The organism is Erysipelothrix enhydrae (assembly GCF_035066605.1).
In the GTDB taxonomy this organism is placed as follows: Bacteria; Bacillota_I; Bacilli_A; order Erysipelotrichales; family Erysipelotrichaceae; genus Erysipelothrix; species Erysipelothrix amsterdamensis.
Genome location: NZ_CP125807.1, coordinates 157458 through 180160 on the forward strand (window position 1 = coordinate 157458; position 22703 = coordinate 180160).

The 22703-nt window shown below is 37.4% G+C and carries 21 protein-coding genes; 6 read left to right on the top strand and 15 right to left on the bottom strand.

The window, feature by feature from the left end:
* The first annotated feature begins 7 nt into the window (after window positions 1-7).
* Complete coding sequence (gene pepF / locus LLS04_RS00900; RefSeq protein ID WP_323611413.1) at window positions 8-1810, top strand: oligoendopeptidase F; 1803 nt, start codon at window positions 8-10, stop codon at window positions 1808-1810.
* 49 nt (window positions 1811-1859) lie between these two features.
* Here pepF and LLS04_RS00905 read toward each other — a convergent pair whose 3' ends face one another.
* The 3 genes from LLS04_RS00905 to nagA form a co-directional block, all read right to left on the bottom strand.
* Window positions 1860-2255 carry a hypothetical protein gene (locus tag LLS04_RS00905; RefSeq protein ID WP_323611414.1) on the bottom strand — a complete coding sequence of 132 codons (396 nt, stop codon included), beginning with the start codon at window positions 2253-2255 and terminating at the stop codon, window positions 1860-1862.
* Between the two features lie 92 nt (window positions 2256-2347).
* Complete coding sequence (locus tag LLS04_RS00910) at window positions 2348-3184, bottom strand: M15 family metallopeptidase (protein WP_323611415.1); 837 nt, start codon at window positions 3182-3184, stop codon at window positions 2348-2350.
* A 60-nt stretch (window positions 3185-3244) separates the two neighbouring features.
* Window positions 3245-4399, bottom strand: coding sequence for an N-acetylglucosamine-6-phosphate deacetylase (gene nagA / locus LLS04_RS00915; RefSeq protein WP_323611416.1), 1155 nt, complete (start codon window positions 4397-4399; stop codon window positions 3245-3247).
* Between the two features lie 155 nt (window positions 4400-4554).
* Here nagA and LLS04_RS00920 point away from each other — a divergent pair, with 155 nt between their 5' ends.
* Window positions 4555-5277, top strand: a complete 723-nt coding sequence (locus tag LLS04_RS00920; protein ID WP_323611417.1) for a glucosamine-6-phosphate deaminase — start codon at window positions 4555-4557, stop codon at window positions 5275-5277.
* Window positions 5278-5320: 43 nt separating this feature from the next.
* Here the strand turns inward: LLS04_RS00920 and LLS04_RS00925 are convergent, their stop codons facing one another.
* Window positions 5321-5650: a zinc ribbon domain-containing protein YjdM gene (locus tag LLS04_RS00925; protein ID WP_323611418.1), complete on the bottom strand. Its 330-nt coding sequence runs from the start codon at window positions 5648-5650 to the stop codon at window positions 5321-5323.
* 202 nt (window positions 5651-5852) lie between these two features.
* Between LLS04_RS00925 and agaF the strand changes: the two genes are divergently transcribed.
* Window positions 5853-6287: a PTS galactosamine/N-acetylgalactosamine transporter subunit IIA gene (gene agaF / locus LLS04_RS00930; RefSeq protein ID WP_003775118.1), complete on the top strand. Its 435-nt coding sequence runs from the start codon at window positions 5853-5855 to the stop codon at window positions 6285-6287.
* A 26-nt stretch (window positions 6288-6313) separates the two neighbouring features.
* Here agaF and LLS04_RS00935 read toward each other — a convergent pair whose 3' ends face one another.
* Window positions 6314-7501, bottom strand: a complete 1188-nt coding sequence (locus LLS04_RS00935; protein ID WP_323611419.1) for an AraC family transcriptional regulator — start codon at window positions 7499-7501, stop codon at window positions 6314-6316.
* A 49-nt stretch (window positions 7502-7550) separates the two neighbouring features.
* Window positions 7551-10634 (bottom strand): polysaccharide lyase 8 family protein, encoded by a 3084-nt coding sequence (locus tag LLS04_RS00940; protein WP_323611420.1) that lies wholly within the window; start codon window positions 10632-10634, stop codon window positions 7551-7553.
* 266 nt (window positions 10635-10900) lie between these two features.
* Here LLS04_RS00940 and LLS04_RS00945 point away from each other — a divergent pair, with 266 nt between their 5' ends.
* Window positions 10901-11464, top strand: a complete 564-nt coding sequence (locus LLS04_RS00945) for a TetR/AcrR family transcriptional regulator (protein ID WP_323611421.1) — start codon at window positions 10901-10903, stop codon at window positions 11462-11464.
* A gap of 12 nt (window positions 11465-11476) precedes the next feature.
* Window positions 11477-11884, top strand: coding sequence for a DUF2871 domain-containing protein (locus LLS04_RS00950; protein WP_323611422.1), 408 nt, complete (start codon window positions 11477-11479; stop codon window positions 11882-11884).
* 51 nt (window positions 11885-11935) lie between these two features.
* Here LLS04_RS00950 and LLS04_RS00955 read toward each other — a convergent pair whose 3' ends face one another.
* Window positions 11936-13654: a DUF885 domain-containing protein gene (locus LLS04_RS00955; RefSeq protein WP_323611423.1), complete on the bottom strand. Its 1719-nt coding sequence runs from the start codon at window positions 13652-13654 to the stop codon at window positions 11936-11938.
* 3 nt (window positions 13655-13657) lie between these two features.
* Complete coding sequence (locus LLS04_RS00960; protein WP_323611425.1) at window positions 13658-14464, bottom strand: alpha/beta hydrolase; 807 nt, start codon at window positions 14462-14464, stop codon at window positions 13658-13660.
* Between the two features lie 179 nt (window positions 14465-14643).
* Here LLS04_RS00960 and LLS04_RS00965 point away from each other — a divergent pair, with 179 nt between their 5' ends.
* On the top strand, window positions 14644-15405 hold the full coding sequence (locus LLS04_RS00965; protein WP_323611426.1) for a putative ABC transporter permease: 762 nt from the start codon (window positions 14644-14646) through the stop codon (window positions 15403-15405).
* Window positions 15406-15423: 18 nt separating this feature from the next.
* Here LLS04_RS00965 and LLS04_RS00970 read toward each other — a convergent pair whose 3' ends face one another.
* From LLS04_RS00970 to LLS04_RS01000, 7 genes are all read right to left on the bottom strand, one after another.
* Window positions 15424-15960 (bottom strand): ECF transporter S component, encoded by a 537-nt coding sequence (locus LLS04_RS00970; protein WP_323611427.1) that lies wholly within the window; start codon window positions 15958-15960, stop codon window positions 15424-15426.
* 72 nt (window positions 15961-16032) lie between these two features.
* Window positions 16033-17055, bottom strand: coding sequence for a LacI family DNA-binding transcriptional regulator (locus tag LLS04_RS00975; RefSeq protein WP_003775100.1), 1023 nt, complete (start codon window positions 17053-17055; stop codon window positions 16033-16035).
* Window positions 17056-17147: 92 nt separating this feature from the next.
* The gene (locus LLS04_RS00980; protein ID WP_323611428.1) at window positions 17148-19064 is read right to left on the bottom strand and encodes a heparinase II/III domain-containing protein; all 1917 of its coding nucleotides are present in this window, start codon (window positions 19062-19064) and stop codon (window positions 17148-17150) included.
* A 64-nt stretch (window positions 19065-19128) separates the two neighbouring features.
* Window positions 19129-19944 (bottom strand): PTS system mannose/fructose/sorbose family transporter subunit IID, encoded by an 816-nt coding sequence (locus tag LLS04_RS00985; protein WP_003775095.1) that lies wholly within the window; start codon window positions 19942-19944, stop codon window positions 19129-19131.
* Window positions 19931-20728, bottom strand: a complete 798-nt coding sequence (locus LLS04_RS00990; protein WP_123171241.1) for a PTS mannose/fructose/sorbose/N-acetylgalactosamine transporter subunit IIC — start codon at window positions 20726-20728, stop codon at window positions 19931-19933. Before LLS04_RS00990 ends, LLS04_RS00985 begins: the two co-directional genes overlap by 14 nt.
* A gap of 52 nt (window positions 20729-20780) precedes the next feature.
* Complete coding sequence (locus LLS04_RS00995) at window positions 20781-21269, bottom strand: PTS sugar transporter subunit IIB (protein ID WP_003775092.1); 489 nt, start codon at window positions 21267-21269, stop codon at window positions 20781-20783.
* Between the two features lie 14 nt (window positions 21270-21283).
* Window positions 21284-22480 carry a glycoside hydrolase family 88 protein gene (locus tag LLS04_RS01000; protein WP_323611429.1) on the bottom strand — a complete coding sequence of 399 codons (1197 nt, stop codon included), beginning with the start codon at window positions 22478-22480 and terminating at the stop codon, window positions 21284-21286.
* Window positions 22481-22703 lie beyond the last annotated feature (223 nt).

Consider the following 22703-nt stretch of genomic DNA (forward strand, 5'->3'; position numbering starts at 1 on the left):
GTTTTTTATGGCAAAGAAATTAGTACACCGTAGTGACGTTAATCCTGAACATACATGGGATTTAAGTGGTCTTTTCAAAACGGAAGAGGACTACAATCAAACATTTGATGAACTGGAAAAAAATGTGGACTTATTTGTCTCAACTTACAAAGGGCAATTAAACACGCCTGAGAAGATTGTTGAGGCTTTAGGTGTCTACGCACCAATGTATGAGAAAATGGTTCACCTTGGCACTTATAACAGCCTTAGTGCATCTGCAGATCAATCTAACGAAGAAACCATTCAACGTTATGGTCTTTATGCAATTCGCACAACTGAAATTTCTAATAAACTGACATTCTTTACATCTGAAATATCTGGTAATGATTATAAAACATTAGAAGATGCAGCACAGCTTGATGAATTTAGTAAAGGATTTTTAAAACAAATTCTTCGTGAAAAACCACATGCTTTATCACCTGAGGTTGAAGCTGCGGTTACCGCATTAAATGCCGCATTGGATGCCCCTTACAGTATTTATAATCGCGGTAAACTTCAAGATATGAGTTTTGATGATTTTGAAGTCAACGGAAAGACATATCCCAACAGTTTCGTACTTTTTGAAGGTGAATGGGAATATGAAATCGATCATGATGTACGTCATAAAGCTTTTGAAGAGTTTTATGGAAAACTTGCGGAATACCAACATACCTTCGCAGAAGTTTATCAAACACAAGTACTCAAAGAAAAAGCACTTGCAACCCTTAAAGGTTTTGATTCTGTGATTGATTATCTACTTTTCGATCAAGAAGTCTCACGCGATATGTATGATCGTCAAATTGACTTAATCACAGAACATCTTGCACCACACATGCGTAAATACGCTCAATTACTCCAATCCGTTCATGGCTTGGATTCCATGTCATTTTTCGACTTACTTATGCCCTTAGATCCAGGTTTTGAACCGGATATTTCAATTGAGGCATCCCGCGAAAAATTACTTGAAGGATTAAGCATTCTTGGTGATGACTATCTTGCGATGGTTAACCGTGCTTTTGATGAACGCTGGATCGATTTCCCACAAAACATTGGAAAATCAACGGGTGCATTCTGCTCAAGTCCTTATGGTGCACACCCTTATGTCCTTATTAGTTGGACTGAACGTATGCGTGAAGTCTTTGTCTTAGCGCATGAGTTGGGTCATGCAGGACACTTCTACCTTGCAGGCGAAAATCAAAATATCTTTGATACACGTCCTTCCCTTTACTTCATCGAAGCACCTTCTACCATGAATGAACTTATCATGGCAAATCACCTAACAACACAATCTGAAGATCCACGCTTCAAACGTTGGGTTCTATCTACAATGATTAGCCGTACCTATTATCATAACTTTGTAACCCATCTTCTTGAAGCGGCTTATCAACGTGAAGTATACCGTGCTGTAGATGCTGGAAAGCCTTTATCAACATCAGGCCTTAACGCTATGAAACGATCAGTACTTGAAGCATTTTGGGGTGATTTGGTCACAATTAACCCAAATGTTGAACTCACATGGATGCGTCAACCACATTACTATATGGGACTATACCCTTACACTTACAGTGCTGGATTAACCATCGCAACGGAAGTAAGTCAAAAAGTCTTAAACGGAACTCTGGACATTGAACGTTGGAAAGACGTATTGAAAGCCGGAGGAACCAAAACACCGCTTGAACTTGCGCAAATGGTTGATGTTGATCTTTCAACAGATGCACCATTACGTCACACCATTGAACACATTGGCTCGATGATTGATGAAATTATCGACCTTACTGAACAAATGAAATAAACCAAATAAAAATGCCGAAACATCAAGTCGATGTCCCGGCATTTTTTTGTTATGTTGTTTGTTGGTAATCCTCGATGATCACCAATAATGCATTACAAAGCTTGTCATAGCCTTCATCATTGCGATAGGCGAGATCCATGTCATAATCAGCGAGTAACGCTTTTTCCGAAATTTGACCGGTTTCGACACGTTGAGCTGTTTGACCACTTTTACGAATCTCTTTAATAATATCCAGACACTCATGAATGGTCGTTCCTGATAATGCTTTTTGCTTTTTAATAAATTCAGTAATGTTATCACAATATGCTTCAAATTCATCATTCCAGTGCTTGTTCTCATGGGTTTGAGCTTCCGTACGTAAACTCTGGATTTGTTTTAATACTGCCCCAAATACATGATCACCTTCAGGAATTAGATTTGCTAATTTTTCATTACAAGGTTCCATAAAGAATAAACCTCCTTTAATAAAATATATCATGTTTGTTTCCTTAAATTCACATCAACTTTGAAGAATCAAAGGAATTCATGGGTACAATTTTAAAAAGGGAATTGATTTAGGTATGCATCGAGACTTTTATCTGCGTTTATGATTTTTTCCGAAAGTGCCCCAACATAACGATAATGCCAGGGTTGAAATGCATATCCGGTCTCTTCTTCTTTTCCTTCAGGATATCGTTGGATAAAACCAAATTGATATGCGTTATCTTGAAGCCATTGATACGCTTTTGTCTCAACAAACTCCAGTTCATTCCAAGTTTCAATATCATCATCACCGATATCAAATCCATATCCACTACGATGTTCAGAACAACCATCTTGCCCTCCATAACGATGGGCAAGTTCGATTCCATATCGATCTTTATTGCCTTCATATAACTGGTTTTGGAATTCATGCGAATGATAGCTACTTATTTTGCTTAATACAATACCGTCTTTAAGTGCTGCGGCTTGCATGTATAAAAATTGATTTTCAGCCTCATAACGCGGACCCGGTTCATAACTTGGTGGTAAACAATGACCACGGTCAACCACCAGAATTCCCTTTTGATAGACACGTGTACCATCTTCCATTTGATAGATATCATCCAGTTCTTTAGCGAAAGCATTGATGCGTTCTTCAAATTGATTTAAAGCTTCCATGGTTTGTATGCTCCCTAAATCATCCTTTAGTTCAAGATAAGCAAGACGATGGGTGGAAAGGACATCACGTTGTTCATAAAACTTCAGAACACGCATATAATCATCAATGAGATCTACACCTTCAACTGTTAGGTTATTTTGAATAATAGGTTGTGTTATTTCAGGACTTGCTGGTTTGCATCCTGTGATGAGTAGAAGTGTGATTCCTACGATTATTTGATATTTTTTCTTCATATTCCTATTCTATCGCATTCACACCACAAAAAAAAGGATTCCGAAGAATCCTTTTGGGGATTATTTTTGATATCCGATAACACCACGGCAGATTGTTGTTTGTACATTAATATCATCATCACAAATAACGATATCTGCATCTTTATTGATCGCAATGCTTCCTTTGCGTCCAAAAATTTCTAAGTGTTTCGCAGCATTTTCTGATGACATCTTCACAAGATCATGCATTGGAGCACCCGTAAAGTGTTTAATGTTACGGACTACAAAATCCATTTCTGCTACTGAACCTGCAAGCGATCCTGTCGCAATACGGCATTCTTTCCCTTTTTTAATAACTTCTTGACCACCAAGGTCATAATTACCATCAGGAAGTCCTTTCGCACGCATTGAGTCTGTAATCGCAATAAAGTTCTCAGCACCTTTAATTTGGTATGTCGCTTTCACAACATCCGGATTTAAATGAATACCATCACAGATCATTTCTGCTTTAAGTGTTGGATTCATAAAACCAGCTGTAACGGCCCCCGGTTCACGGTGATGATGTGGTTTCATCGCATTATGGAAGTGTGTTAAGTTTGAGAGTCCATTCTCAATTTCATCTTCGATTTGTTGGCAAGATGCATCCGTATGACCTGCAGAAGGCACAACATTTAACGAACGTAAGTGATCGGTAAATCCAATTTCTGCTTCTTCTGGTGCATAAGTAATGACCTTAATCATTCCTTCTGAGACATCCCAGAAATGATCAAATGCTTCAAGTGTTGGTTTTAAAACATATTTTGGATTTTGTGCTCCAATATGTTTAGCGGAAATAAAGGGTCCTTCTAAATGAATTCCTACGATTTCTGCTTCCCCAGGTTTATTATTATTTTTCGCATACTTCACAATCTCACCTAAAGCTTTATCCACAGCTTCAACGGATTGTGTCATGGTTGTTGCACAATAAGATGTGGTACCTTCTTTCGGTAAGAAACGCGCAATGGTTGCGACTGCTTCTTCAGTACCATCCATATTATCAGCACCATTAGCACCGTGAATGTGTTGATCAATGAATCCTGGTAAAACATTCATTCCCTTCGCATCCACAACTTCACCTGAATAAGCGGGAACATTTTCCATTAAACCAAGCGCCTTAATGGTTTCATTTTCTGTAAGCACATAACCGTTTTCGATTACGCGGTCTTCTAAATAAATACGTCCGTTTATAATTAACATCGTAATTCCTCCTTGTAACCTTTGTTTACCTTATAATTATAGCACTCTAAATCCGTAACACAATTATAATAAACAATAGTTTTGTTGTTGTTTTGGTTTGCTTTATTGATTCGAACCCTTATAATATATGGGAGAAAGAAGAGAGGTTATTCAATATGAAATTATATGTTGTAGAAAACAGCGATGCAGGAGCAGAGTTAGGTTTCGAACTCATTAGTAAAGATTTAAACGAAGGAAAATTAAATGTATTCGGTTTGGCTACAGGAAGCACACCGATTTCATTCTACGATAAAATTACCGCAAGTGATTTAGATTTCTCAAATGTTATCTCAATTAACTTGGATGAATATATTGGTATTGGCGCAGATCATGACCAAAGTTACCACTATTTCATGAACAAGCATTTCTTCAGTAAAAAACCATTCAAAGTAAACTATTTACCAAATGGCTTGGAAGAAGATGCTGAAAAAGAATGCAAACGCTATGATGATATCATTGCTTCAAATCCAATTGATGTTCAAATTTTAGGACTTGGAATCAATGGTCATATCGGTTTTAATGAACCGGGTGCATCATTTGAAGGATCAACACAAAAAGTTTCACTTACAGAATCCACAATTGAAGCAAACGCACGTTTCTTTGAAACTCGTGACGATGTACCACGTTATGCTTATTCAATGGGTATTAAGTCCATCATGTCAGCTCGCAAAATCGTATTATTTGCATACGGTGATGCGAAAAAAGATGCTGTATACAATATGATGGAAGGTACACCTACAGAAGACTGTCCTGCAAGTGCACTTCAAAATCACGATGATGTCATCGTAATTATTGATAAAGCTGCAGCTGCTTTATTAGACCTTTCTAAACATCAATAAGACCGGAAACGGTCTTTTTTTTATGAGATAAAAAAAAGAAAGACTAAGCTTTCTTTACAAATTCTGATTTTAAACTCATGGCACCAAAACCTTCGATGCGACAATCAATATTATGATCTCCTTCCACAAGTTTAATATTTTTAACCTTTGTGCCTTGTTTTAAAGCACTGGGTGCCCCTTTTACTTTGAGGTCTTTGGTGATGACGATATCATCACCATCTGTAAGCACCGTTCCATGTGCATCCTTAACCACAAACATTGCTTCTTGAGTGCTCAAGGCATTCCATTCATGTCCACATTCTGGACATACGAATAAATCTCGATCTTCATACGTGTACTCTGAAGTACACTGAGGACAATTTGGTAATGTCATTGTATCGCTCCTTTATATCTTCTTATCTATTCATGAGTATACCGTGGAACCTTAAGAGTTGCAAATTAGACTTGAAGTTAGACCGTTAATAATTTATAATGCTATTTGTATTGTTAACTTGAGAAGTTGCTCCATTTTATGGGATTGGCCTCACATAAAATTCTTTTTCAAGAATAGTATATTTTAAAAGGAGATTAATACTATGATCGGAATTATCGTTACAGGTCACGGAAGATTTGCTGAAGGTTTGTCTTCATCCGTTGAACTTATTGCAGGTGCACAACCTCAATATAAAAGTGTTTTATTTTTAGAAGAATCAGGTCCTGAAAAATTATCAAGCGATCTTAAAGAAGCGATTGCTGAAGTAAATACAGGCGAAGGTGTTCTTGTCTTTACAGATTTAAAAGGTGGAACACCCTTTAAAGAATCCGTTATGATCGCAATGAACCATACTGATGTACACGTTCTTGCAGGAACAAACCTACCAATGCTTCTCGAAGCAAGTTTAATGCGTTTAAGTGAACCTGCAATTTATGACTTTGCGAAATCACTTGCTGAAACAGGTGCTTCACAAGTTGAACTCTTTGAAATGCCTGAAGCTGAAGAAGCTTCTGACGATTTCTCAGACGGAATTTAATTTAATATTTCAAAAAGGTCCCCGCATTAGCGAGGACCTTTTTCTTGTGTATAAATTTTTTGTGCGTACTCACTTGGCGCAAAACCAAAGTGTTGTTTAAACTTTCTTGAAAAATAATGAATTGAGCTAAAACCAAGTTTTAAAGCTACATCTGTAATAGGATACTTTCCTTCAAGAATAAGATGCTTGGAGCGTTCTAATTTCTGTTCGTTTATATATTGCTTCGGTGGCATATCAAAGTATTTATTAAACAGTAATTGTAAAGCAGAACGGGATATCGCAAATTGATTGCATATATCTTCAACCGATAATGGGCGATGAATATTAGCTTGAATATAAGTATAGATCTCATCCATCATTTCATTTTCGAAATTGACTTGAATTGGATTGGATGTATTATGACTGCTCGTTGGTTCATCATATTGAAACAGAAGAATCATAATTTCCTGGAGATAAGATACCATCAAATCTTTCGCAAAAGGACTTTGTTCCTGCTCTAAAATCGTTGATTGTCGGATAAAATGATTCATCAAGGTATACAGTTCATTCCCACAACTCATGACGCGATTTTGAATGTGTTCAATGGATTGTGGAAGCATGTTCATATCAAACATAATGGTTAAGTAGGAACATGCATTTTCACCAAGCACCGACTGAGTATGAAATTGACCGGGGAAGTACAGAATCATTTCTTGATTTTCCAAGGTAAATGAGGTCCCTTCAATTTCTGTGGTTAACACCCCTGCATCCACGTAAGTAAGTTCCCAATAGTTGTGCGCTTCCCCTTCAAAGTGATAATTTTTTCCCTTCACATTATAATAATAGGAATAAATTTCACTGACACTAAATTGTGGTTTAATGGATACATATTCTATTTCGGATTCCAAATTGGTTTCAATCATCATCGGCTGACCTTCGGTTTGATAGGATATTTCAACCATAGCGCTTTGGGTAATCGGCATCAGTGCATAACGAATATGAGGATGAATTACTGCTGTTCGATGAATAACAAACCGTTCGCGATTCCCATCTGCATCTTCTACCAAGACCACGGCGATCCCTTCCACGACCCGGATGTAGGTTGCTTCGGAAACAGCAGTGAGCGCATTGGGTTTTTTATTGGCTAAAATTTTTGAAATGATGGGATATGAACTGACTTTATCCGTCGCATGACCGTATTTTAAAAACTGCGGTCCTGTGGTTTTTTGATACATTGCTTACCTCCTATAAGACGAAAAAGCACACATGTGCTTTTTCTATATATTATTTTTTATTTTTACGTTTTCCGTAAAGGACAAAGCATCCTCCGACAACAACAAGTACACCCACAAATGGTAGGACATTTTGTGGTGTAACACCCGTTGATGGCAATACCTTAACATCTTTTTCACCCAAGGCAAAGAGTGAGAATGAAGCAGTATCAAAGGTAATACGTGTTCCATCTTCTACCCATGCGAGTGATTCGAATCCATCTTTTGTTTCATGGTAAACCTGGAGGCTACCACGATCTAAGGATTTTTTCGGTTCAATTGAGACATTGACTGGATTTTTAGGTTGTACCGCATGACCATCACTCAAGAGTGTGATGTCATAGCCAACTGTATTTTTTAATCCGTCAACTGAGAGGTTATTGTTGATTGAAACACTTAAACTTGTATTTTCAGGGAGATCACCTTCCGTATAGGTAATCACCACATTGGATGCATCATCCACAAGTGTTATTGTTTTTGGTGTTTCTGGTTTTACTTCTGGTTTTACTTCTGGTTTTACTTCTGGTTTTTCAGGTGTTGTAACCGTTACAGCTTCAAGTTGTAGGTTTTGAGATACACCGTTTTTATTTTCGGTATTCACAGTAATGTGTGTTTTTCCGTTTTCAATTACAGCGTCACCATTGCCTGATACCACATCAAATGTTCCATCTAAAGTAAATGAAACGGTTGCTTGTTTGTGCGTTGGATCTTGAACTGCAAAGTTTAAACCCTTACGCATCACAATCATTTTACTATTGGTACTTAAATCTTCCACAGTGTGATCTGCTTCATCAAAGAATGCATAACCGGTCATACCAAGGTCTTTTTGACGTACAGCATGAACGCCATCTTCTTGCGCAACAATCTCAATAGGATTTGCTTTCGCATAAGCTTCTGTTTCATCAGCACTTGCATTTGGTAAGATTGCATAAGCATATTGGTTTGTTTCTTTACCATCATGTTCATACGTTACCGTTGCGAATTGTCGTGTCACTTCTTTATCAGCACCACCCACTGTTTTATTACGAACATATGAGTATTTTTGTGTATTGCTTGATGTATTTACATTCACATCTTGGTTTCCAAAGAATACATAACCTGTGTCTTTATTAACACCATCTGTACCCATTGCAAGCCATTTAAGTCCTTTTTGAACGCCATTTTCAAGTGCTTTCACACCATCTTGGTTTTCACCTTTAAGGTTAATAGCATCTATAGTTTCAAACATACGGTTTTCAACGGTTGTTGTTAAGTCACGTTGTTTTTCATCATGAATGTTTGATCCTAAAGCGACAATTTCATCGTCAAACATAAACCATGATTTATTCGCTTCTGCGTTTTTATAAACTTTGAAATCTCCAGGAAGAAGTCCTGCTTGCGCATCTGCATAAGCTTCATCATCACCCAATTGCATTGCGGATGCACCGTAGATTCCCATCTTCACATCACCCGAGTAGTCGTTAGTACCCAATGGGAAGTACACGTATTTATTTTGTGTAATGGATCCTGCTTCAAATCCTTCAGCACGATCATAGAAATCTTTACCGTAAAGTTCTGGAATTGTTTGGCGTACTTCATTGACTGTTGTGATACCCGGAAGTTTATGGTGATCAACGGTTGCATAGAAGTTAATACCATGCATGCTTGTTTGATCGTTTCCACTTTGGTAAAGGTAGTATGCGCCATCACCTTGGAACCATGAACGAAGGTTTTCACCACTCATGTATTCATATTTAGAAATACGATTTGAACTTCTTGAAAGCGCAAATGCAAAGCCTTCACGTGTATGGATTGCTTTATCCATTAAGTTAAATGCGTAGTGATCATTTGTCTCTAAGGGATTAAGTGCTTTGATGTCTGAATTCTTAACAATTGCTTCATATGCCGCAATATTTTGAATTGAAACAAAGGTTGCAGGATTGATCGTGGAACGAATGTTTTCAATTAGATATTTGATATAGCTTTGAAGTTTAAGTTGTTCTGCTTGAGGAAGGCTTTGGGATAGTTGTACAAATGCTTCAATAACACTTGACGCATCACCATAACCTGAACCGGTACGTGATACAGCACGGCCCTTTACAATTTCCATCATGTATCCTTCATACATAACGGGCGCAAAACCACGGTAAATCCATTCTTGAACTGTATCCAATAAGGTATCATTTTGCCATTTTGTACCATCTAATACGGTTACAAGTTGCGCAATACGACCGAGTAATACTTTTCCATATGAACCGGTATAGGCAACCGTTGAGTGTTGTACAAAGGATCCATCTTCATAAAAACCATCCGTAACTCCATGTTGGAGATTACTTGGGTCAATCGTACTGAATACGGTCATTGAATTTTCTACGGCTTTACTGATGCGTGCTTCATCCTTAAGCACAGCACCTTGAAGAATGCGGTTAAAGGTAATATCTGTAAGGTTTGCTCCAGTATGTTGACGTGCATCAAGGTTTACATCACCAATTGTTGGATCACCCGGTTTCGCATCACCACGGATATAGGAATCCATCGCGATTACGGATTCTTTGATAAATCCTGGAAGTGCAGCTTCGATCTCATCACCAAGTAGGAACATGATGTTTGATAAGCTTTGAGGGACACCAATTTCCCAGCTGTACCAGTTTCCATAGTAACCTGTATCCATTTTATTAAAGTAGTTATCACCCAACCACTTAATACCGTCTAAAACTGCATTTAACGCTTCAGGGGATTGGTAAAGGGGGTTTTCATTACCTGGCATCGAGTAAGCCAGAGCAATCGCATTAAGTTGTTGATATGATTTTTGTAGGTTTGTGGACAAGTCGTGATCGGTTTTACCACCACCACGTAATACTAAACCTGTAATGTATTCATCATCATTTCCAACGATGGATTCCATTGCTTTTTTCCCGTTGGTATAAATTGCAGTAATTTTCTTTTGATTGACTGCATCGTTATTAATTGTTTCATTCCCTAATAAATATTCACGATAGTTGCTGTTTATTTTGTCAATATCGTTATGATCCGCTGTAACGCTACGGACCCCTACCATCGATAATGACACTGCAAGCGTCATTACAAAGGTGAACACTTTTCTCATATGTTTCTTCATTTTCGTCTCCATTCAAATTTAAAGATTAGTCTTAAACCGGTTTACAAACGAATTATATGTTAACGGTTACATTGTGTCAACACCTTTTTAAAATTTAGGTGAACCGGTTTTGTGAAAATTAATGTTTTTTTGACGAACATGTTAATCGTTAAGAACTTTATGTTAAGATAGGATTAGAAAAACGCCCATAGTTCTCGAATTCAATTTCGTTGACACGATTTATCAACAGGCGTATAATGAACATTGTTCAGTAATGAGGTGATTGAATGAAAAAGGCAGTAATAAGTAAGGAATCGCTCCTTGAGGTTGCGAAAGATATTGTATTTAAAGATGGCTTGGATAAGTTAAACATGCGTAATTTAGCGCAGAAAGCAGATGTTTCGATTGGTTCTGTTTATAATTATTTTCCATCCAAAAACGATCTGCTTCTTGATGTCATCGAAGATTTTTGGAAACAAGTTTTTTATGATGATATCTGTAAAGTTGATACAAATATTCGATTTGTAGACTTTATAGAACAGATATATGATCGTTTGCGTCATCATATCGACGAGTTCAATTCCTTGTTTATGAGTCATGTGGAAATCATGAATCAAGAAGCAAAAATGAAGGGACATCATGTCGGAATGCAATATGTTGATCATATTCGAACCGGTCTTCTCTATGTTCTTCAAGAAGATTCAACGATTAAATCTACTGCATTTACTGATTCCTTTACCCAAGATGGGTTGTTGGATTTTGTCTTTCTCCATGTTTTTATCTCATTACGTAAAGGAAGTCCAAACATTGATTTTCTTGCGGAAGTTCTAAAACGACTCTTATATGAGTAGAAAGAGGTTTATATGAAAAAGATGATTAATACGTCCTTTGCTTATCTGATTGCAGGACTTGTTGGTGGTGTGTTTTATCGCGAGTTTACGAAATTTCAAGGTTTTACCGGCTTTACACGATTGAGTCTGATTCACCCACATTTATTCGTCTTGGGTATGATTATATCGCTGATCGTGGCCTTATTCTTTATAAAATTCGATCTTGATAAAAACCCTAAGTGGAATCGTTTCTATATTACTTATAATTTAGGGGTGATTGCCACAACTGTAATGCTTGTGGTTCGTGGTCTTACTGAGGTATTAAATATTTCATTATCTTCAGGAATGTCTGCTGCCATCTCAGGTCTAGCAGGTCTAAGTCACATTATCTTAACAGTTGGAATTATGTATTTATTTACCATATTACGCAATGAAGCTTAAAAAAACACCAATACGACGGAACTTAATAAGTTCCCATTGTATTGGTGTTTTTTATTGCGTTTTTAAATATTCATCAAACAGCACTTCCATTGTATCAAAACTGGCACTGCCTAAATCAAGGATCATTTTATGGAAAGTTTTCTCGTCAAATGCATCCCCAAGTTGTTTTTGTGCACGTTCTTTCAAACTTTGAATGGACATCGCCCCATAATAGTAACTCCAGATATTTCCAGGTTCTAAAATGATTTGACGGTAGATTTCATCCCGTTCTTCCTCGGTGTTGTTGACATATACAGAATCAAAAAACGCCCCCATTTCCTCTCGACTCCAATCATTATAATGAATGCCGATATCTACTTCCAAGAGAATTAAGTACATCGTTTCATAGAGATCGCGGATATAGTCTTCGTACCCTTCCGGTCCCCCAAGATAACGAATGGAAAGTTGTTCAACATACTGTGCCCAACCTTCGGTCATTGCATTATTTCGAATGTATAGACGAATTGGATGCATCCCTTTTATGCCACGCATATATTGTGTTTGATACATATGACCCGGGATGGCCTCATGGGCAAAGGTTGTAAAGTTTGCAGGGTCAAAGGCATTATTGATGTAGATACGTTGTGTATGATCTGGATCGCTGTCAATGGGTGGTACATAATAGAATGCAGGGTTTGATATAGCAGCTAAGGACGCATCGATATTATAAACTTTATAGGGTATCTCAGGAATTTCAGGGAAATAACTTTGACTTTTCTTATAAAGATCATCAATCAGGGCATAAGCATCTTCATAGTCAGGTGATTTTTGGTTTGCTTCAAAGTCTTGGAATTCTTTGAGCTTGTTGCTGGTTTCAACGGCTTTAAGACGTTGATAGACTTCAATACGACGGTTACTAATCCACATTTGAAATTCTGGAATGGTTTGGTTTCGTCCACTTAAGGATGGAACTAAAGTCTCATAGTATGTTTTTCCGTTTTCAAGATGAGCAAGTCCCCGATTTGGTCGCGTTTTCACTGTTTTGAGTTCGTTTTCCAACTTAACAAAAGCATTATGGAAGACATCACGGATGGCTTCACGATTCTGTTGTCTATAGGCAGTTTTTTCAGATTCTTTAAGGAACGTTAAGGATGCTATTTTGGTATCGAAACCTTTAATTAAGAAAAAATCATCTGAGAGGGATTCTTCTTTCATAACTGCTACAAAATCCGTTAACTTTTCATGTTCAAACTGAGTCATCATTTCTGTTTTGTTATAGAAAGCAATCGATTCATCAAAATACGTTGGTATTGAATCAATTAATGAGAAATAGCCACGTAGATCACTTTCAGTTCTAAAGGTAAACCCTTCAAGATATTGGGGAATCGAATCTAACTCTGGATCCACTTGAAATTGGAAAGGTTGATAGCCGGAAGCCATGCGTTCCAATTCATAGAGAAGAACACGCTTATCAATGATTTGTTGGTCGGATAGCGTTCGATCTTTAAACTTACGAATATTCTTTTCGATATCTTTGATCGAATCTTTCGACATTTCAAAATCTTCTTCACCACCAAGGCGAAACGCATAGTGTTCGACATCCACATCATATTCTTCCGGATGTTCTAAGAGATAATTACTTGATGGATCGGTTGATCCAATCATTGACACTAAAGCTGTATCTAATGCACTCTCAAAATCTTTGTTTGTGCCATCATCACTGGGTGATGATACAAATTGGCAACCAAACAAATTGATCAGTATGACTAGTATTGTTAGTGTTTTTTTCATAGACTATCCCACCCTATTCAAATTTTCGAGCCACGCATTCGTTGCATCCATCACCATTTCCTTTTTTTGACTTTGAAATATATTATGACCTACACCTTCAAGGACTTTCAATGCTTTTGCACTGCTACTCATGCTTTCGTAAAACAACATTGACGATTCTAAGGGAACAATTGAGTCGCTATCTCCATGAAAAATAAGACAAGGACACGCATACGTGCTCATCCTGGACTTAAAAACTGTTGGTGCATGGATTAGGGTCTCTAAGACAAAAGACTGCGTAACACGCTTAAACGGAGCTTTAGACAAAGCCTGTTCAATCATGCTTAATTGCCACAAATCATCTTCAATTAATGAAGTAAATAACGCTAAAACTGAGATTGAGGATTGGTCAAGTGAAGCCCATTCATCTTGAACACAAAGACCGGGTGCGAGTAAAATTTGCCCATCAATACGATGTCCATAATCCAGCCCATATAACGCTGTTACCATCCCACCTAAACTAAATCCCATCGTATAGATTGGACAGTCCGAATCAAATGTTTTTGAATAAGAAACAAGCGTATCCAAATCTAAAATCAGATCACGATAATCGTTTAAATCACCCAAAGGTGCTCTTGTTCCACCATGACTTCGCATATCATAACGAATTACCGTATAACCACGTTGGTTAAGTCCGTAAGCTACCGAGTTATAATAAACAATTTGTTCTAAAAAGCCATGACTGATAATCACAATCCCTTTAGGATTTCTTACCTCACTCAAAGAAACTTTTAATTCCGTGTCGTCAAAGGCTTTAATAAATAATTGCATAAGTCACCTCAAATCCCACTTCTTTCTTTTATCATATTGGAATTTAGGACAAAAGTATAGGAAAAAGAGAACAAATTAAGCGATTTTCGAAATATTCGTGGATAAAAGTCGCGATTCAACGAACCCTTATTGAAAATATGGTATACTTTCAATATCGTTTAGAAATATGAGGTAATTGTATGAATGAGATGATTCCAATATTCTTTATATATTGGGTAATTTATGGTGTAATCGGATGGATTATGGAGACGCTATACTGCTCGATACCAGAAGGAAAGTTTGTGGAACGGGGCTTTTTGAATGGACCAATTGTGCCAATCTATGGATTTGGTGCATTGTTTGTTTTAAGTATCTTGAAACCATTTTTAGATAGTCCAATTCTAGTATTTGTTTTAGGGTTTCTCTTAACAAGTGTTTTAGAGTACATTACAAGTTATATTATGGAAAAAGCATTTGGGATGCGTTGGTGGGATTATTCCGACTATAAATATAATATTAAAGGCCGTGTTTGTCTTTTAAACAGTACAATGTTTGGTGTTCTCTGTGTTGTACTGGTTGAATGGATCCACCCTATTGTTACTAAAATTATTGCACGCTTTAGTCCCACAACGATACTCTTAGCATCAAGTGTATTAGGTGTAATTATAGCCGTTGATTTCGTTGTGTCTGTTGCATCGGTATTGAATCTTAAGAAACGTCTTAAGTCCTTGGAAGTATTACATACTGAAATGGCAGAACTGATTCATACATTGAATGAAAAGAGTACCTTACGCATTGAAGAAATTAAAGAACGCATTGCGGAACTTAAAGCGGAATACAAGTTTACAGAACGTCGTCTTATTCGCTCATTCCCGACAATGAAAGCAGAGCAGTTTAGCGAGTTCTTTGAGGATGTGAAATCAGCTGCACGTTCCAAACGAAATAGAATTAAAAAAGATTAGAAAAAACACCTTGATACGTCAAGGTGTTTTTTTTGGATTTAAACTTGAAACCAGCTTTACCATTCTTGGATAATACAGTGTCGCTAATACGGCTGCAAGAAGTCCTTGAAAAACATCGCCTTTAAGAGCAATCAGCATCGCTGACCAACTTTGCGCAAGCCATACCGATACAAATCCGTACATCACCATCATCCAAATCCCCGCCAAACCAAACGGAATCCAACGACGTGATGACGCCAAATGATTTCTGAATAAATATAAGATGACCACTTCACCCGCTTTAATACACAAGGTAAATGGAGCATACACGGCATACCCCGCCATTGGATCGGCTCCCGCACTTCCAATCCCTGCAGCAAACAAAGCGTAAGGAAAGGGTAAAACAGCCACTGAGATCATAATCACAAAATCACCAAGATTTAAATAACCTCCTGTTGCCGATGGAATTTTAATCATCATCGTAACAACGGTTATCAAGGCACTCATCATCGCAGTGAGAACCATCCATTTTAAAGTGTTTGATTTATCCATAACATCCTCCTCTTCTTTTTTCATTATACCACCTGTTTCAAATGCCTTTATTTCCACTTATTCAATTTAATACAAATTAAGAAAAAAAAAAGAGATCTACAGAAGATCTCCTTGGCATGTTGATTCTTGCCAGTTAATATTACATTTAAGAATTTGGTTGGGTGCTTCCATATAGTCCCCTTCAATACGATCAATAAGAATACGTCCGGCTTGATAGCCTTCATCATATGCTGGTTGAACAATTGTGGTAACAGATGGCGATGCGACATTGGTCCACTCTGTATTATCAAAGCCTAGTAAACCGATGGTTGTAGGAATTAGATTTCGTAATTCTTTTAAACCCATATAAACAATTGGTAGAAGCCAGCAATTGGCTGCAAAGATCAATGTTTTACGGTTTAACATAATGTTATTGCTGATAATTTCTGTAATTTCAGCAGGTGTTACATTATCCGATACGATTTGCATATTACATTGTTTCCCATTAAGTGCTAGCGCATCAATAAAGCCTTGTGAGCGTTCTTGACGTGTTGAGAGGATGCTTGGATCTGCGGTTAGAAGAATAAACTCCTCATAGCCAAGTTTCATCATTTCCTCGGTTGTTTCTAAAACGGCTTCATAATTATTCGTTTTAACCCAAGGGTTGTTTTGAACATTTGTTTGTGAATCAATAAAAACAATTTCTTTATTTTGAGAACGAATTTTCTTAATCAACTTATGAAAACTTGTCGTTGGTTGGACAATAAACCCATCAACACCCATAGCAAGCATACGGTTGACATAATTTTCTTCATTTTCAATATCGTAGTTTGTATTCCCTACGATAAGTTGATATTTCCCCTCTTTCGCTGCTTCATCAATTCCTTTAACAATCTGATTCGCAAATGCATTCGTAATATCACCGATGATTACACCGATAAGCTTCATGCTTTTTGCATTTAATGAGCGCGCGACAACACTGGGACTGTAATTAGTTTCCTCAATTACTTTTTCAATGCGTTCGCGTGTTTCCGCACTCATTTTATCAAATTTTCCGTTCAAGAAGAATGAGATGGTGGTTTTAGATGTACCCGCCAACGAAGCGATTTCTTTAATCGTTAACTTCTTTTCCTGAGTCATGTTTAATTCCTTTCATCAACTTATTTTTTTACATCATAACGTACTTATTATATTACTAAGTAAACCGATTAACAAGTTGTTAACTTTCACAATTAAGCGCGCATAACCTTTTGTCCAAAGCGATTTGAGCGTATAACACATTTCGCATGGAACGGTTTGCCATTGCAATACATAATTTTCTTACCTTGCCAGATTTCTTCATGGAGCACACACACTTCAATTTCCTCGCCCTCTGCTTTAAAACTGTAAGCACAGCCACGAGTATCATCGACGGGTGTATCACCATTTTGAAGAATTGGAATCCGTTTGACATCCCACTTTGGATCTACAAATAATGTAACATTAACGCATTCATCCACAAAGCGCTGCTCTTGGACTAAAACAGGGTGTGTCGATGGTTTGTTGTAGGTATATGCAATGACATCTGATGTAAGCTCCATTGCTTGCGTGCTTATGACATTCAATTTTGTTTCATCTTCGAACTCTATTATACCATTTTGATACACTAATGATTCATCTAAGTGATACTTCGTTGTAGCAACATGGCTTCCTTGAGCTTGTATCGCATCCACAATCATCCAAATACCGTCATCAATCACAATAAGCTTACGTTGATGCACCGATTCCTTCGCAAGAAGAGCACCCTCATAATAATGACAGTTTCCATCATGGCGGACATAATTTTTAAGTGGCTTATAAAAAGAAGCATACGTCCATGATGTATCCGGTACTGCGGATGGTTTCCCATCCAAAATTACAGTATTATGGCTTTCCATACCTTTTAAATGCATCCGTCGAGGATCATCTTCTCGATAGGTTAAACGACCGGGATCAACCAAAACAGGTTTTCCTCGGAAATACGTAGAAACATGAAGATTATCCGCATGTCCATGACCACTTCCTAAAGAACCATTTGTAAACATGGTGAAATGCGCATCCGTACCCCAGTGACTCCGTGTTGTATAAATACCACTGTCATCACCATCATAATTTAATGAAATCGGAACTTCCGTCCCTAAAGCATCAAATTCATCTTGAGCTTGAACACCATAGGCATAACACACTTCAAAATCAAGAACTGAATTTGCACGTGATTTATAAAGCGGATTATCTAGAGCGACTGCGCAAGTTCCCATGATACCACTCAACATCGTTCGATCACTATCGCCATAAGCAATCATGTCATTATGAGGTGTTGCTTGATAATACAGGGCATAAGCCATTTTATCGAGGATATGTTTTAATCCATCTTGATTGTTTACGTATGGCAACGCTTTTAAACCATAATTTAAAACTTCAACGTGATACATCGTTGATTGTTCCCAATGCATTCCATCAGGATAGACTTGGATTTCAAATTGTGTGGTGATTTCATCTTCAATCCATGCTTTAAACCCTAAATCCGCATCTGTTTGTAACCATCCAAGATACTTCGCTAAAACACAAGTCTGAATACTTCCCCAATTACTTAAGGTATACTTCGTTAGATAATGATCTTTGAGATACAATGCTTGGGTTTCAAGACTTGATTCAATCAACTTAAAACTTGCATCATCCAGAAGATTATAGACCTTTAAATAAGGGCATAAATCCAACCAGTTATTCATACGCATTGCAGTGTCAAGCGTACGTGTTGATGGACCGGATGTGAGCGGGGTATGAGCTTGGATCCAATGCATTACTAATTCGTGTGCATGTTTGATATATTTTAAGTCATCCGTCAAAACTATAGCCATAACTAGTGACGGAATATAATCCATACGATTCAACATAAATATCCACTCATCATCGCCATTTGGTGTGGTTGTCCACCCAAATGGATCTAAGGTGTAAGGTGTATCACACGGCTCCATATCCCAATCACGAGTGAATGTAAAGATATTCATCATCAGTTGATCTGCATAAGCGACCACATCATTTTTCTTAAAATCATATAATAATTTTAAACGTTCGAGATCAAGTTTTTGTGATTTATGTTCAATTGTTTGATATAAAGAATTCTTTACCATCTTATGTTCTCCTTATGAATAAAAAAGAGAACTACTTATCGAAGTAGCTCTCTAAAGTTAAATACTAAGCTAAGATTCCGAAGAAGCTTAAGGCAACACCAAGTACTACTGTAAGAATAACAAGTTTGTATGTATTCCAACCTTTTTTCTTAATTAGGTAGTACATTAAACCTGTATAAAGCATTGGTAACAATGCAGGAGCAACTTTGTCTAAAAGACCTTGGATGTTAACTGTTGATTGTTTAACACCTTCTTGGATTTCTCCAGCTGCGAATGAAATATCAACTTTCATCTTAACAAATGTAGCTGCAAGACCTGAAATAACTGTAACACCAACAATGTTTGCTGCTGTTGAGATTTGTTCCATCTTTTCACTTAATTTATCAATAATGCTTGTACCAACTTTATAACCATAAACACCCATTCCGTAACGAATACCGAATAATACAGCGTTAATAGTGATTAAGAATAGTAGAGGAGCAATTGCAACACCATCCATTGCAAGTGATGCAAAGATTGTTGAGAATAAAGGTGCAATCGCAAATTGTGATAATGAATCACCGATACCAGCAAGAGGACCCATTAAAGCCATCTTGATTGGACGAATTTCTGACTCAGGACGTCCTTCATCAGCCATTACTAAGTGTAATGATGTAATGAAAGGAAGTAATTGAGGGTTTGTGTTATAGAATTCACAGTTTGCACCAAGTGCTGCTGCGAAATCATCATCATTTGTATGTACTTTTCTTAAAGCTGGGTATAGAACTAAAGCATAACCAAGACCTTGGTAGTTACTGTAGTTAAATCCGTTTTGTAAAAAGTATGAACGTGCTGTTGTTTTGAAATAATCTTTTTTCGTTAATTTGTTAGATCCAGTCATCGTTACCTGCCTCCACTTCTGTTCCTGATACATTTACTGTGTTTTGTGAATCATTGTATTGTTTCACTGCAAAGATAGCACCTACTAAAGCAATACCGATTACTGGTAATTGGAAGTAAGCTGCACATACGTAACCTAAGATTACGAATGGAATTAATTCTTTCTTAACCATTACAGATAAGATCATTGCAAATCCGATTGCAGGTAACATACCACCAGCAACGTTTAAGCCTTTTAATAACCATGCTGGGATTAATCCAACAAGTTGTGTTAGAAGTTCCATACTGTAAGCACCTAAGAATCCTAATAGGAAACCTACGATAGCAAATAGTAATACTGTAAAGTTTGTAGTCATACGGAATTTCTTGAAATCTTTGTTTTCTAATGCTTTTGCAGCACTCTCAGGAGCACCAGCGCGGATTGTGTAAACAAATGTTTGTAAGAATTGAATTGCAACAGCAAATGGAATTGACAATGCTAATGCACTTTCAGGTGTAATTGAAGGGTTTGTAATCGCCATCAATGTACCAATGATACCAGGACCGATTGGGTTAGGTGGAACAGTTCCTCCGGCTCCAACACCGAATCCCATAAATGCTAATTCAGAAATAGCACCAACTTGTAAAGCTGTTTGAAGTGCACCTGGGTGACTTCCGTTTAAGATTAACCCAACACCGAATGCTAAGAATAAAGCACGGTTTGAGTAGATACCCCATAACATACCTGCGTAACAGAATGCAGTCCATAGACCGATTAGTATCGCTTGAAATAATGTAATATTCATTATTAAATTCCTCTCTTTTCCTTTTAGAAATAAATAGTTATTGCCTTAATGCTTAAATATATTTACGGATGTCAACTGGTGCTGCACCGTCTCCACCATTTGGTGTTGTTTGAGTGTTGAAAGCAATATCTTTTGCTACCATTTTTCTTAGGCAGTCTTTATCATCTTCACCTAAGAAGATTGAACGTGTAACTTTTTCTTTGCCTTCACAATTGTGAATGTTTCCAATATTGATCTCTGAAATTGGAACTCCACCTTCAACTAAACGTAAAGCATCTTTTGTATCCTTAACAATCAAGAAAATTGTTTGTTGTGGAGACGCTTTATGAATCACTTCAATAACTTTGTCAACGGGGAAGAAACGCATTGCAACTGATTTTGGAATTACAGTTTTCATGAGAGTCTGAGCCATGACATCTTGTGCAGCTTCATCATTTGCCACGATAACGGTGTTAACGCCAAGTGATTTAATCCAAAGCTGACCTTGACCGTGAACGAGACGTTCATCGATACGTGTCATTACAATATTTGGAGTACTCATAATTTACCTCTTTCTTACCAATACAATTCCCAGTCTTTATAAAGACGCATTAGAGCTTCTAAATAATAGTAGTCGCCCCAGATGTTTCCTTCATCCACACCTTTTCCACTGTGCCATGAATAGACACCGTGATAAAGCACTGGATTTCCTGGTTCATGTGTTGTTTTTGTATAGTTGTCAATCAACGATCTTAAGATTGTGTGTGATGCTCCCTCATACACAGTTTTAAGTTCATCATTCTTCATATATTTAATCATTTCTAACATACCGCAAACTGCAATCGCTGCAGCGCTTGAATCACGTGATTGGTCATCACCATCTGTAAAGATAAGATCCCAATAACATACGTTATCTTTTGGTAAGCGGTTTAAGAAATAATTTGTCATTCCTTCGTGTAGTGGGAACACTTCATCTTCATGTGTATAACGGTAGTTTAATGGAATTCCATAAACACCCCAAGCTTGGCCTCTTGCCCAGGATGACTCATCGTTATAACCTTGACGTGTAGCACCACGTACTGGACCACCTGTTTCAGGATCCATGTAGAATGTGTGGAATGCACTTGCATCATCACGAATTACGTATTGACAACTTGTGTAGAAATGACGCTCTGCGATATCCGCATATTTGTCATCACCCGTAACTTCTGTTGCCCAATATAATAGTGGGATATTCAATAAGCAATCAATAATGAAACGGTAATGCTCAGGATTGTTATACTCGCCCCAGGCTTGGATAAACTCACCTTTTTCTTGCCAACGGGTAATTAGCTTATCAGCCGCTAAAATAGCCGCTTCTTTCGCTTTTTCAGAACCTGTTAGTTTGTAACTTGCCACACATGATAATGAATATAGGAATCCAAGATCATGGTGATCAATTTCAATATCATTTACAACACGATGGTGGAAAGAATCAACATTTTTATCTGCGAGCTCACGATACTTTTCATCACCTGTGTATTCATACGCCAACCACAATAGACCGGTCCAAAATCCATCCGTCCATTCGATATTATCGATGATCGGATATTTCAGATCTTTTGTTGCTGACCATGGGAAGCGCTCACCAATGTGCTCCATATTGAGATCAATCTTCTTAATGGTATCTTCAATCGCTTGCTTCACTTCTTCTTTTGTAAGCAGTGTAGCGTTCTTGAATGTATCAATATCGCGGATTGGCTCAATGGTCACTTGCTTAATATGCTTTTCCATGTAAGTACCTCCTTGAAAAACGTTTATAAACTGGTTTACTGGACATACGCATTATAGCCCTTGATTTTTGTCATGTCAACGGTTTTTTTCAATAAATCTAACCGCTTTCATGTGAAATTATCAATTTTTTCACAATTCAGTCCTTATATATAGGCGAAACTTTATTTTTTTAGTAAACCAGTTGACAAAACCGGTTTACTCACCTATTATTGTCTTAGCTGGT